Annotated in this window: 10 protein-coding genes; 1 reads left to right on the plus strand and 9 read right to left on the minus strand. The window is 68.5% G+C overall.

All coding sequences use genetic code 11. The features are described 5' to 3' along the window. Positions 1-103 precede the first annotated feature (103 nt). Positions 104-1168: a Glu/Leu/Phe/Val dehydrogenase dimerization domain-containing protein gene (locus QE363_RS17640; RefSeq protein ID WP_309697372.1), complete on the plus strand. Its 1065-nt coding sequence runs from the start codon at positions 104-106 to the stop codon at positions 1166-1168. A gap of 33 nt (positions 1169-1201) precedes the next feature. Here the strand turns inward: QE363_RS17640 and QE363_RS17645 are convergent, their stop codons facing one another. The 9 genes from QE363_RS17645 to QE363_RS17685 all read right to left on the minus strand — a co-directional run bounded on the left by QE363_RS17645 (position 1202) and on the right by QE363_RS17685 (position 12879). After that, the gene (locus tag QE363_RS17645; RefSeq protein WP_309697374.1) at positions 1202-3199 is read right to left on the minus strand and encodes an acetyl/propionyl/methylcrotonyl-CoA carboxylase subunit alpha; all 1998 of its coding nucleotides are present in this window, start codon (positions 3197-3199) and stop codon (positions 1202-1204) included. Positions 3200-3383: 184 nt separating this feature from the next. Next, positions 3384-4412: a biotin synthase BioB gene (gene bioB / locus QE363_RS17650; RefSeq protein WP_261269035.1), complete on the minus strand. Its 1029-nt coding sequence runs from the start codon at positions 4410-4412 to the stop codon at positions 3384-3386. Between the two features lie 14 nt (positions 4413-4426). Beyond that, positions 4427-6682 (minus strand): methylmalonyl-CoA mutase, encoded by a 2256-nt coding sequence (gene scpA, locus QE363_RS17655; RefSeq protein ID WP_309697376.1) that lies wholly within the window; start codon positions 6680-6682, stop codon positions 4427-4429. Positions 6683-6760: 78 nt separating this feature from the next. Beyond that, complete coding sequence (locus QE363_RS17660) at positions 6761-7519, minus strand: enoyl-CoA hydratase-related protein (RefSeq protein WP_309698238.1); 759 nt, start codon at positions 7517-7519, stop codon at positions 6761-6763. Positions 7520-7527: 8 nt separating this feature from the next. Then, positions 7528-7947: a methylmalonyl-CoA epimerase gene (mce, locus tag QE363_RS17665; RefSeq protein ID WP_309697378.1), complete on the minus strand. Its 420-nt coding sequence runs from the start codon at positions 7945-7947 to the stop codon at positions 7528-7530. A gap of 156 nt (positions 7948-8103) precedes the next feature. Continuing rightward, positions 8104-9630 carry an acyl-CoA carboxylase subunit beta gene (locus QE363_RS17670; protein ID WP_309697380.1) on the minus strand — a complete coding sequence of 509 codons (1527 nt, stop codon included), beginning with the start codon at positions 9628-9630 and terminating at the stop codon, positions 8104-8106. A gap of 240 nt (positions 9631-9870) precedes the next feature. Continuing rightward, the gene (locus tag QE363_RS17675) at positions 9871-10803 is read right to left on the minus strand and encodes a 50S ribosomal protein L11 methyltransferase (protein ID WP_309697383.1); all 933 of its coding nucleotides are present in this window, start codon (positions 10801-10803) and stop codon (positions 9871-9873) included. Further along, the gene (locus QE363_RS17680) at positions 10793-11488 is read right to left on the minus strand and encodes an SDR family oxidoreductase (protein ID WP_309697385.1); all 696 of its coding nucleotides are present in this window, start codon (positions 11486-11488) and stop codon (positions 10793-10795) included. Before QE363_RS17680 ends, QE363_RS17675 begins: the two co-directional genes overlap by 11 nt. A gap of 44 nt (positions 11489-11532) precedes the next feature. Continuing rightward, a complete protein-coding gene (locus QE363_RS17685; RefSeq protein ID WP_307104635.1) occupies positions 11533-12879 on the minus strand; it encodes a methyl-accepting chemotaxis protein in 1347 nt (448 codons plus the stop codon). Positions 12880-12897: the final 18 nt, after the last annotated feature.

Genomic DNA, 12897 nt, shown 5'->3' on the forward strand with positions numbered 1-12897 from the left:
GGGTCAATTCAACCGATCTTTCGTATCGAAGCCCCCAAGATGGACCAGAAACACTCGGCCGGGGCCGCTAGATTGCTTTCCAACAGATCAAGGGAAGACCAACATGTCGCGCACCGCACCAGACGCCCAAAGCCTGCCCCCCGAAGAGGTGGTGTCGTTCCACGACGCCGACACGGGGGCGAGCGGGGTCATCGTCCTCCATTCGACCGCGCTGGGCCCGGCGGCGGGCGGGTGCCGCGCCTGGCATTATGCCAGCGACCGCGCGGCGACCGTCGATGCGCTGCGCCTGGCCGAAGGAATGGCGCTGAAGAATGCGCTGGCCGACCTGCCCTTTGGCGGAGGCAAAGCCGTCATCCGGTTGCCGCAGGGCGATTTCGACCGGGCGGCGCTGTTCCGCGCCTTCGGACGGACGGTGCGCGAGTTGAAGGGACGCTATGTCACCGCCGAGGATGTCGGCACCTCGGTCGAGGATATGGGCATGGTCGCCCGGGAAACGCACCACGTCGCCGGGCTTCCGGCGAGCGGCGGGCGGCCGGGCGGCGATCCCTCGCCCTGGACCGCCTTGGGCGTCGCACAGGCAATGCAGGTCGCGGTCCGGCACCGGCTGGGCGCCGAGCTGTCCGACGTGACCGTCGCGGTGCAGGGGCTGGGGCATGTCGGCTATGCGCTGTGCGAGTTGCTGCATGAAATGGGTGCGCGGCTGATCGTCGCCGAACCGCGCAGCGAGGTGGCGGCGCGCGCCGCCGATCGCTTCGGCGCGATGGTGATGAGCAGCCGCGCGCTGCTGTCCGCGCGGGTCGATGTGCTGGCGCCTTGCGCGCTGGGGGCCGTGCTCGATGCCGAAACGGTGGCGGGGCTGCGCGCCAGCGTGGTGTGCGGCGCGGCGAACAACCAGCTGGCCAGCGAGGACATGGCCGACCGATTGGCCGAGCGCGACATCCTCTATGCCCCCGACTTCCTGGTCAATGCCGGGGGGATCATCAATGTCGCGGGCGAATATCTCGGCTGGCGCGCGCCTGACGTGCGCAAGCGGGTACAGGGCATCGCGCTGCGGATGGAGGAGACGCTGGCCCGCGCGGCACGCGACGGCGCCACCCCGCATCATGCCGCCCGCGCCATCGCGCAGGATCGCATCGCAAACGCCCCGCGCCAGGCGGTCGCGGCGTGACGATCGGGGGCGTCGACGGCGACGCCCCCGGTATCATTCCAGTTCGAGGATGACCGCATCCACCGCCAGGCTGTCGCCGGTCCTGGCGGTGATGGCCTTGACGGTGCCGGTCTTGGCGGCGCGCAGGATGTTTTCCATCTTCATCGCCTCGACGACCGCCAGCGGCTGCCCCGCCTCGACCTTGTCGCCCTCGGCCACGTCGAGGCGGACGAGCAGGCCCGGCATCGGCGCGATCAGGAACTTCGACAGGTCGGGCGGGACCTTCTCGATCAGGTGCCGGGCGTAAGGCGCCGCGCGGGCGGGCAGGACGCGGATAATGTGGCTGGCCCCGCGCGTGGTCAGGCGAAAGCCGGTGCGGGTCTTTGCGATGCGGACGTGGAGGGTTTCGCCCGCTTCGTCCTCGACCGCGATCATCCGGTCGCCCGGCGTATAGGCGATGGCGAGGTCCAGCTCCGCGCCGTCCACGCTGATCCCATCGGTCGCGACATGGACCGCATGGTCCTTGCCCCCGATCCGCACCGTCCAGTCGGCGGGCGGTTGCAGCCGGTGGCCGAGCTGGCCGTCGATCCGTCGCGCCCGGTCGGCCTCGGCGGTGGCGGCGAAGGCGGCGATGGCGGCGAGGGTGCGGATCAGCTCCACACTTGCGGGTGCGCCGTGGAAGCCCTCGGGATATTCCTCGGCGATGAAGCCGGTCGTGAGCGCGCCCGCGCGGAAACGCGGATGCTGCATCAGCGCGGAGACGAAGTCGATGTTCGTCCCCGGCCCGACGATCTCGAACGCGTCGAGCGCGGCGATCTGCGCATCGATCGCGGCCTCGCGGGTGGGGGCCCAGGTGACGAGCTTGGCGATCATCGGATCGTAGAACATGCTGACCTCGCCGCCCTCGGCGACGCCGTCATCGACGCGCACCCGGACGTCGTCATCGGCATGTTCGGCGGGCGGATTGTAGCGCACCAGCCGCCCGGTCGAGGGCAGGAAGCCGCGATACGGGTCCTCGGCATAGACGCGGTTCTCGATCGCCCAGCCGGTCAGCGTCACATCGTCCTGGCCGAACGCCAGCGGCTCGCCTGCCGCAACGCGGATCATCTGCTCGACCAGATCGAACCCGGTGATCTCCTCGGTGACAGGATGCTCGACCTGGAGCCGGGTGTTCATCTCGAGGAAGTAGAAGCTCTCGCCCGTCGGATCGGCGCCCGAGACGATCAGCTCGACGGTGCCTGCCGAATAATAGCCCACCGCCCGGGCCAGCGCGACTGCCTGCTCGCCCATGGCGCGGCGCATTGCGGGGGTGACGAAGGGCGAGGGCGCTTCCTCGACCACCTTCTGGTGGCGGCGCTGGACCGAGCATTCGCGCTCGCCGAGATAGACGATGTTGCCATGTTGGTCGCCCAGCACCTGAATCTCGATATGGCGGGGGGACTCGATGAACTTCTCGATGAAGACGCGGTCGTCGCCGAAGCTGGCCAGCCCCTCGCGCTTGGTCGCCTCGAAGCCTTCGCGCACGTCCGCCTCGGACCAGGCGAGCCGCATGCCCTTGCCGCCGCCACCGGCCGACGCCTTCATCATGACGGGGAAGCCGATGTCGGTTGCGATGCGCACGGCTTCCTCGGTATCGGCGATCTCGCCCAGATAGCCGGGGACGACATTGACGCCTGCCGCCTTGGCCAGCTTCTTCGACTCGATCTTGTCGCCCATCGCGGCAATGGCGTTCGGCGGCGGGCCGATGAAGGCGACGCCCGCCTCGGCACAGGCGCGCGCGAAGCTCTCGCGCTCGGACAGGAAGCCGTAACCGGGATGGATCGCATCCGCCCCCGTCGCCTTGGCGGCAGCGAAGATCAGTTCGGCCTTGAGATAGCTTTCGGCGGCGGGGGCGGGGCCGAGGCGCACCGCTTCATCGGCCAGCCGGACATGCGGGGCCCCCGCATCGGCATCCGAATAGACCGCGACCGTGGCGATGCCCATGGCCCTCGCGGTACGGATCACCCGGCACGCGATTTCCCCGCGATTGGCGATCAGGATTTTCTGGAACACGGGGTTACCTCTCCTTTTGTGTCGTTGGTCCGTGTCGCCTGTTCCCCGGCAAAGGCCGGGGTCCAGTTTCCAAGACGCTGATGGCGCGCCCGTGCCGCCTCGGGGGGAGGCCTCTGCCACGCGCCATCGATGGTTCACCGCCACTGGGTCCCGGCCTGCGCCGGGGAACAGGGCGGTGGAAGCCTCACTCCGCCGCTTCCAATTCCACCTTGCACTCCGCCGCCATGGGGGTGAGCCCCAGCCGGGCGAAGAGTGCGGCGTCCTTGTCGTCGCCCGCATTGCCCGCGGTCAGCAGCTTGTCGCCGGTGAAGATCGAATTGGCCCCCGCCAGGAAGCACAAGGCCTGGGTCGCATCCGACATGCTTTCGCGCCCCGCCGACAGGCGGACCATCGAATGCGGCATGGTGATGCGCGCGACCGCAACGGTGCGGACGAATTCGATATCGTCGATCTTGGCGAGCGGCGTGTCGGCCAGCATATCGCCCAGCACCGTGCCCTTGACCGGCACCAGCGCGTTCACCGGCACGCTGCCCGGATGCACCGGCAGGGTGGCGAGCGCATGGATGAAGCCGACCCGGTCGCCGCGCGTCTCGCCCATGCCGACGATGCCGCCGCAACACACGTTGATGCCGGCATCGCGGACATGCTCCAGCGTCTCCAACCGCTCGCCGAAGCTGCGCGTGGTGATGACGTCGCCGTAACGCTCGGGCGAGGTGTCGATATTGTGGTTGTAATAGTCCAGCCCCGCCTCGGCCAGCGTCTGCGCCTGCGCATCGGTGAGCATGCCCAGCGTCATGCAGGTTTCCATTCCCATGGCGCGCACGCCCTTCACCATCTCGACGATGGCGGGCATGTCGCGGTCCTTGGGATTGCGCCAGGCCGCGCCCATGCAGAAGCGCGTCGAGCCGTGATCCTTGGCCTGCGCCGCTGCCTGCAGCACGGCGCGCGGGTCCATCAGCTTGGTCGCCTTCAGCCCGGTATCGGCATGCGCCGACTGGCTGCAATAGCCGCAATCCTCGGGGCAGCCGCCGGTCTTGATCGACAGCAGCGTCGACAACTGAACCTGATCGGCGGCATGATGCGCGCGGTGCACCTCGGCGGCGCGGAACAGCAGCTCGGTGAAGGGCAGGTCGAACAGCGCGGCGATCTCGGCGCGGGTCCAGTCGGTGCGCGGGGTTGCCGTCTCGGCGCTCAGCGCGGTGGTCGTCGTCATCACGTGTCGTCCTGTCATTCGCCCGTTTCCGGCGGCATGTTATGGCCGAGCAGCCTCAGCACATCCTCGGCCGCCTTCACAAGATTGGTGCCGGGGCCGAATATCGCCTGCACCCCGGCATCGTAGAGCGCCTGATAATCCTGCGCGGGAATAACGCCACCCGCGATGACCTTGATATCGGCGCGGCCCGCGTCGCGGAGGTGGCCGATCAGTTCGGGGATCAGCGTCTTGTGCCCGGCCGCCAGGCTGGACGCGCCGACGACATCGACATCGCGGGTGAGCGCGACCTGCGCGGCTTCTTGCGGTGTCTGGAACAGCGCGCCGGGCACGACCTCGAAACCCAGGTCACCGAACATCGAGGAGACGAGGTTCGCGCCCCGGTCATGGCCGTCCTGGCCCATCTTGGCGACGAACAGCCGGGGCTTGCGGCCGAGGCGGCGCTCGACCGCCTCGACGCCCCGGATCAGGCGGGCCCAGCGTTCGTCCTCGGCGTAGGCGCCGCCGTACACACCGGAGACCGGAGTCGGCTGTGTGCCGTAGCGGCCGAACGCATCCTCCAGCGCCGAGGAAATCTCGCCCAAAGTCGCTCGCGCCCGCGCGGCTTCCACCGCCAGCGCGAGGAGATTGCGGTCCATTCCTCCCCCAGCGGGGGAGGTGGCAGCGGCGTCAGCCGCTGACGGAGGGGTGTCCACGCTCGAGAGGGGTGATACCCCTCCGTCATCGCTACGCGATGCCACCTCCCCTTGCAGGGGAGGATTTTGGGCGGCTCGGCGCAGGGCATCCAGCGCCAAGCGGCACGCCGCCTCGTCGCGCGCGGCCTTCACCGCTGCAATCCGAGCCACCTGGGCCCCGCGCACCGCGTGATTGTCGATGTCGAGGATCTCGACCGGCGCCTCGTCGGCCAGCCGGTATGTGTTCACCCCGACGATCACATCCTCGCCCCGGTCGACCCTGGCGGCGCGGGCGGCGGACGCCTCCTCGATCATCGCCTTGGGCCAGCCCGCCGCGACCGCTTTCGCCATGCCGCCCTCGGCCTCGATCCGCTCGATGAGGTTCCACGCACCGTCGACCAGGCTCTGGGTCAGGCTCTCGACATAGTAACTGCCACCCAAGGGATCGACGACCTTCGTCATCCCCGTCTCTTCCTGCAACACGATCTGCGTGTTGCGCGCGATCCGGGCGGAGAAGTCGGTGGGCAGCGCGATCGCCTCGTCCAGCGCGTTGGTGTGGAGGCTCTGCGTTCCCCCCAGCATCGCCGCCATCGCCTCGATCGTGGTGCGGATGACGTTGTTATACGGGTCCTGCTCGGTCAGCGACACGCCCGACGTCTGGCAATGGGTGCGCAGCATCTTGGAGCGCTCGTCCCTCGCGCCCAGCTGCGTCATCGCCCGGTGCCACAGCACGCGCGCGGCGCGCAGCTTGGCGACCTCCATGAAGAAATTCATGCCGATCGCGAAGAAGAAGGACAGGCGCCCGGCGAACTTGTCGATATCGAGGCCGCTGGCCACGCCATATTTCACATATTCCATGCCGTCGGCGATGGTGAAGGCCAGCTCCTGGAGCTGCGTCGCCCCTGCCTCCTGCATGTGATAGCCCGAGATCGAGATGCTGTTGAACTTGGGCATCTCGGCGGACGTGTAGGCGAAGATGTCCGAGATGATCCGCATGCTCGGCTCAGGGGGGTAGATATAGGTGTTGCGGACCATGAACTCCTTGAGGATGTCGTTCTGGATGGTCCCTTCCAGCTTCGAGCGGTGAACCCCCTGTTCCTCGGCCGCAACGATGAAGAAGGCCAGCACCGGGATCACCGCGCCGTTCATCGTCATGCTGACCGACATGGCATCCAGGGGGATGCCGTCGAACAGGATCTTCATATCCTCGACCGTGTCGATCGCGACGCCTGCCTTGCCGACATCGCCGGTCACGCGGGGGTGATCGCTGTCATAGCCCCGGTGGGTGGCGAGATCGAACGCCACCGACAGCCCCTTCTGCCCCGCCGCCAGGTTGCGGCGATAGAAGGCGTTCGACTCCTCGGCGGTCGAGAAACCCGCATATTGCCGGATCGTCCAGGGGCGGCCCGCATACATGCTCGCCCGCACCCCACGCGTGAACGGCGCGAAGCCCGGCAGGCCGGGGTCGGCCTTCACGTCCTCGGCGGTATAGAGCGGCTTGACCGTGATCCCCTCCGGCGTCTGCCACTCGAGGTCGCGCCCCTTCACCTCGCGCGCGGCAAGGGCTTCCCAGTCGGATAGGTCAGGGCGTTCGGCCATCGGCCACTCCTCATCCATTCGTTACGCGCGCTACTTATTTTCTTTCACTAGAGCGAAATCATCATACGCGCGCAAGTCTTACCGCCCGAGGAAACGCGGCGGGCGCTTCTCGAAAAAGGCCCGGCCGCCTTCCTCTCCGTCCAGTGTCGCACGGGCGCTCCGCTGGTCCTGTGCTTCCCGCGCGAGTGCTGCGGCATAGTCGCTGTCGAACCCGGCATGGAGCGCCCGGCGCATCAGGCCCAGCGCCACGCTCGGCCCCGCCGCCAGCCGTTCGGTCAGCGCCCAGGCCTCGGCGTCGAGCGCATCGTCGGCGACGACCTTGTGGACCATGCCCCAGTCGAGTGCCTTGGCCGCCCCCACCCGCTCGCCCAGCATCATCATCTCGGCGGCGCGGGCGCGGCCGATCAGGCGCGGGAGCATCCAGCTTGCCCCGCCATCGGGGACCATCCCGATATTGACGAAGGCGTGGAGGAAATAGGCGCTTTCGCTGGCGACGCAGAAATCGGCGGCAAGCGCCAGGCTGCACCCGATCCCCGCCGCCGCGCCGCGTACCGCGCTGACCACCGGGATGGGCAGGTCGGCGAGCGCCAGCATCACGGGGTTGTAATGGTCGACCAGCGCGCGGTGGACGGTGTCGGGGCCGACATCGCCCCCCGATATGTCCGCGCCCGAGCAAAAGGCGCGCCCCTCGCCCGCGATCAGCACGGCGCGGGCGTCGCCCGTTTCGGCCAGCGCCGCGCAGATCGCATCGAACAGCGCGGGCGGCGCGGCGTTCAGCCGATCGGGCCGGTCGAGCGTCAGGGCCAGAACGTCCCCCCGGCGTTCGGTGCGCAGCATGGCCTCGCTCAATGCCCCTCCTCCGGCGTTTCCATCAGCTCGACCAGCACGCCGCCCATGTCGCGCGGATGAAGGAAGACGACGGGCGTGCCATGCGCACCGATGCGCGGCTGGCCCAGCAGCGTCGCGCCCTTGGCCTGCAACGCGGCGACGGCGGCGGCCATGTCGGCCACCTCGAAGCACAGATGATGCTGGCCGCCGCCTGGGTTCTTCTTCAGGAAATTGGCGATGGGGGAGCTTTCGTCCAGCGGCTGAATGAGCTCGATCTGCGTGTTGGGCGCATCGATGAAGCACACCCGCACGCCCTGCGGCGGCAGATCGAAGGGCGTGCCGATCGCGTCTGCGCCGAGAAGATGGCAATAGGTTTCGACGGCCTTCTCGATTGAAGGCGTGGCGATGCCGATATGGTTGAGACGGCCGAGGGTCATGCGCGCCTCCGACATTTGGACATAGGGACAACGCCTGCCCTCCCCCGGCCCCTCCCGCCTGCGGGAGGGGAGAGGCTCTGGGCGAGCGCTGGCCCCAGGCACACCCCTCCCGCAAGCGGGAGGGGATGGGGGAGGGCTCCCCCACTCGCGACCATCTCAGAGCGGCAGGTTGTCATGCTTCTTCCACGGGTTGGCCAGGTCCTTGTTGCGCAGCTTGCGCAGGCCCAGCGCGATGCGGCGGCGGGTCGAATGCGGCTGGATCACCTCGTCGACAAAGCCCTTGGACGCCGCGACGAACGGATTGGCGAAGCGCGCCTCATATTCGGCGGTGCGCTCGGCGATTTCCTCCGGCGTCCTGCCCCGGAAGATGATCTCGACCGCGCCCTTGGCCCCCATCACCGCGATCTCGGCGGTGGGCCAGGCATAGTTGAGGTCGCCGCGTAAGTGCTTGGACGCCATCACGTCATAGGCCCCGCCATAGGCTTTCCGCGTGATGACGGTGATCTTCGGGACCGTCGCCTCGGCATAGGCGAAGAGCAGCTTCGCGCCATGCTTGATGATGCCGTTATGCTCTTGGCTCGTACCGGGCAGGAAGCCGGGCACGTCGACAAAGGTCACTATCGGAATCTCGAACGCATCGCAGAAGCGCACGAAGCGCGCCGCCTTGCGGCTGGCATTGATGTCGAGCACGCCCGCCAGCACCATCGGCTGGTTGGCGACGAAGCCGACCGTGCGCCCCTCGATCCGGCCGAAGCCGGTGATGATGTTGGCGCCGTGCGCGGGCTGGACCTCGAAGAAATCGCCTTCGTCCACGACCTTGGCGATCAGCTCATGCATGTCGTAGGGCTGGTTGGCGTTGGCCGGGATCAGCGTGTCGAGGCTTTCCTCGATGCGGTCCCAGGCGTCGGCGGTGGGCCGTTCGGGCACGCCCTCGCGATTGTTGGCGGGCAGGAAGTCGATAAAGTCGCGCGCCGCCAGCAGCGCCTCGATATCGTCCTCGAACGCGACGTCGGCGACGCCGGTCTTGGTGGTGTGCGTCACCGCACCGCCCAGCGCTTCCTGGGTCACCACTTCGTTGGTCACCGTCTTCACCACATCGGGGCCGGTGACGAACATATAGCTCGAATCCTTCACCATGAAGATAAAGTCGGTCATGGCGGGCGAATATACCGCGCCGCCCGCGCACGGCCCCATGATGAGCGAAAGCTGAGGCACCACGCCGCTGGCCAGCACATTGCGCTGGAACACCTCGGCATAGCCGCCCAGCGACGCCACGCCCTCCTGGATGCGCGCGCCGCCGCTATCGTTCAGGCCGATGACGGGCGCGCCGACCTTCATCGCCATGTCCATGATCTTGCAGATCTTCTGGGCATGACGTTCGGACAGCGATCCGCCGAAGACGGTGAAGTCCTGGCTGAAGACGAAGACCAGCCGCCCGTTGATCGTGCCCGAACCCGTCACCACGCCGTCGCCGGGGACGATCTGTTCGGTCATGCCGAAATCGGTGCAATTATGCTCGACGAACATGTCGAGTTCCTCGAAGCTGCCCTCGTCCAGCAGCACGTCGAGCCGCTCGCGCGCGGTCAGCTTGCCCTTGGCGTGCTGCGCGGCGACGCGCTTCTCGCCACCACCGGCCCGCGCGGCCGCGCGGCGGCGTTCCAGTTCGACCATCGTCGATGCCATGACCTCTCCTTGGGTTCTTTGCACGGGCTTATGCCCGAGAGGCCGGGGGGATGGCAAATGCTCTGGCTTACGTTTTCGTAAGGGGGAGGTGGTGAATAGGGAATCGCCGCATGCGCTCCCCCTCCCGCAGGCGGGAGGGGGTCGGGGGAGGGTTGGAGTCTCACAGAGACCGTAGCCTGTGGCCCTACCCTACCCCAACCCCTCCCGCTTGCGGGAGGGGAGTCAAGAAGTGCTTACCGATCAGATATCCAGTGCCCAGCCGTCGCGTCCCTTGGGGTCGAACGGCCCGCTCGGCACGAACCGTTCAGCCCCTGCGCGCAGCCGCAACACGCTCCAGTCGCCGCGCCGGTCGACCGTCTCCAGCGCGCAGCCGCACGCTTCATAGGCCGCAACCACGTCCGCTCGCTGCGTCTCCAGCAACCCGGCGAGCACCAACGTCGCTTCGGGCCCGGCGATGGCGGCCAGTTCCGGCGCCATCGAGATCAGCGGCCCGGCCAGGATATTGGCGACGACCAGGTCATAGGGCGCCCCCGCCATGATCGGATCGGCCAGCGCCCCGTCGGCTACGATCAACTCCACCCCGTCAACGCCGTTGATCGCGGCATTCTCGGCGGTCACGTCGATCGCGATCGGATCGATATCGGTCGCCACGACCTTCGCCTCGGGCCAGAGGTGCCGCGCGGCGAAGGCGAGCAGCCCGGTGCCGGTGCCCACGTCGATGGCGTTCGCCACCCGTTCGCCCGCCATGGCGTCGAGCATGGCCAGGCAACCGCTGGTCGTCTCATGATGCCCGGTGCCGAAGGCGCGGCCCGCCGGGATGTGGAAACCGCGCAGCCCCTCGGGCACCGCCTCGTCGCCGGTGTGGACGAAGAACCGCCCGACCGCCAGCGGCGCCAGCCCCGCCTGGCTGATCGTCACCCAGTCCTGCGCGGGCACATGCTCGACCGTGGCGGGGTGGTCGCCAGCGCTCGGCACCAGCGCACGGATCGCGGCGATGGTGGCGGCATCGGGTTCCGCCTCGAAATAGGCGTCGAGCCGCCAATGCTCGCGGTCGTCCTCCACCTCCTCGGTGGTCATGATGACCGCCTCGATCGCCAGGTCGTCGGCCGCGTCGATCGCCTCCGCCTCGTCACGGGTGCAGGGCAGGGTCAGCTTCCAGCTGTCAGCGGACATAGCTTGCTCCATTGATGTCGAGGACCGCGCCGGTCATCGAAGGCGGCGCATCGGTGCACAGGAAACGGACGGTCGCGGCGACCTCCTCGGGCGAGGCGACGCGGCCGAGCGGGATGTCGGCGAGCAGCTTGTCCCCGCCCCGGCTGGCCAGATAGTCGTCGGCCATGCCGGTCATGGTGAAGCCGGGGCAGACGGCAAAGGCCAGGATGCCTTGCGCGGCATAGCCCCGCGCGATCGTCTTGGTCATCGCGACCATGCCGCCCTTGGACGCGGCATAATGCCAATGGGCGGGCGAGTCGCCGCGATAGGCGGCGCGGCTGGCAATGTTGACGATCCGGCCGCCCTGCCCCCGCGCCTGCCAGTGCAACACCGCCAGACGGCAGAGTTCGGCCGAGGCGGTCAGGTTGACCTGCATCGTCCGCGCCCAGCTGTCCGACCAGTCGTCGGCGTCGAGCGGGCTGGCCTCGAAGATGCCGGCATTGTTGACCAGCACGTCGATCGCCCCACCCGCCTGTTCCAGCGCCGCAGCCCAGAGGCGGGCGGGCGCGCCCTCCTCGGACAGATCCACGGCGATGCCGCTGCGCGTGCCATGCCCCAGCACGCGCGTTTCGGGCATGGCGCCCAGGGTCGATGCGATGGCCGCGCCGATGCCTCGGCTGCTTCCGGTTACCAGGATCGTCGTCATGCCGTGCCCGTGCCGGGCGCATGCGGGCACGTCAACAGGGTCGATCAGGCGGCGACGCGCACCACGAACTGGCTGGCGCTGGCCTTCAGGTCGCCCAGCTGGCTGTCGAGATGGTCGAAGCCGCGTCCGACCCGGTCGATCTCCTGCGCTACGCTCTCGGTATCCTCGCGGATCGCGGCGATGGTGTGCGACATCGAATCGGCCGCCAGCGCGGTCTCGTCGACGGCGGCGGTGATCGCGGTCACGGTCTGCGCCTGCGCCTCCATGGCGTGGCGGATATGCTCCGCCGAAGCCTGCAATTCGGTGACCGTCGCCTTGATCGAGGCGTTGGTCTCGACCGTGGAGCGGGTCGCGGCCTGGATCGCCGCGATCTTGGTGGCGATGTCGTCGGTCGCGCGCGCGGTCTGGCTGGCGAGGCTCTTGACCTCCTGCGCAACGACCGCAAAGCCCCGGCCCGCATCCCCGGCGCGCGCGGCCTCGATCGTGGCGTTCAGCGCCAGGAGATTGGTCTGGCCCGCAATGTCGCGGATCAGACCCAGGATCGATTCGATCGACTTGGCGTGATCCGACAGCATCTCGGACATACCGACCGCCTGGCCCGCCTGGTCGGCGGCGCGGTTGGCGACATCGGCGGCCTGGTCGACCTCGGCCCGGGCATCCTCAATCGCGCGGATCAGGCCGGCGGCGGTCTGTGCCGCCTCGCGCATCGCGACCGCCGACTGCTCGGCGGCGGCGGCGACCTCGCTCGACTTGCCCAGCATCCCGCGCGTCGACAGCGAGGCGTCCTGCGCCTGGCGACGCAGATCCTGCCCCTCGACCGAGGCGTTTTCGACCACCGCGACGATGCCGTTGCGGAAATCCCCGGCCAGCCGCTCGCGCTCGCGATCGGCGCACCAATTCTCGTAACCCGAGAAGAGCTCGACGGTCAGTTCGGTTTCCATGCCGAACAGGCGGAGCAGCGTGTCGACCGCCACCGCCCGGCGCGGATCGTCGGCGGACATTTCCTCCATCAGGATCTTCAGCGCGGCCCGGTCGCTGGCGCAGGACATGGCCAGCGCGTCCATCGGCATGACGCCCGCGGCATAGGCCGAGGCCACCGAACGCCCCAGCGACTCCACCCAGTCGCGCCCCGACAGGTGGCAGAAGCGGTTGCGCAGATAGGCATTGCCCGTGACGCGGCGGCGTTCCTCGTCCAGCGGCGTCCAGTCGGGCTGTCCGGGATTGGCGGCGCGCCAATAATCCCAATAGGCATCGACGACCTCCTGCGCGCGCGGCTCGATCACCGGCCATAGCTCGGCGGCCTGCCGGATCAGCATGCCATCCCCCCCATCAAAGGCCCGGATCCGCGCGTCGAGATCGATCGCGGCGGTGATGACCGTGGGCGGGGGCAGATCGGTCTTGGGCTGGGA

This window comes from Sphingomonas sp. SORGH_AS_0870 (genome assembly GCF_031453175.1).
GTDB lineage: Bacteria > Pseudomonadota > Alphaproteobacteria > Sphingomonadales > Sphingomonadaceae > Sphingomonas.